Source organism: Plebeiibacterium marinum (assembly GCF_026013615.1).
GTDB classification, from domain to species: domain Bacteria; phylum Bacteroidota; class Bacteroidia; order Bacteroidales; family Marinilabiliaceae; genus Saccharicrinis; species Saccharicrinis marinus_A.
In genome coordinates this window covers 1-341 of record NZ_JAPDPI010000168.1, presented here as the reverse complement: position 1 = coordinate 341, position 341 = coordinate 1, and the positions used below count along the sequence as shown (strand labels likewise).

1 protein-coding gene is annotated in these 341 nt (G+C 41.1%); it reads right to left on the bottom strand.

Annotation, left to right across the window (positions count from 1 at the left end):
- Positions 1 to 341 (bottom strand): Ig-like domain-containing protein (locus OM074_RS21335; protein ID WP_301202733.1); only part of this gene is annotated, 341 nt, incomplete at both ends.

Sequence of the window (341 nt, the reverse complement as noted above, 5' to 3'; positions counted from 1 at the left end):
GCACTAATACTAGGTTTAGCCGGTATCGCATTAACAGTTACTGTTGTTGCATCAGATTCAGGACTAACACATCCATTAGCAGAAACAATAACAGAGTAGTCTCCAGAAGTTGTAGCACTATAAGTACTTCCTGTAGCACCCGATATGGCAACACTTCCTTTATACCATTGGTAACTATAACTAGCATCGGTAGTAGAGGTTAAGGTTACTGACCCCCCATCACAGAATGTAGTTGCACTGCCTGCGCTAATACTAGGTTTAGCCGGTATCGCATTAACAGTTACTGTTGTTGCATCAGATTCAGGACTAACACATCCATTAGCAGAAACAATAACAGAATA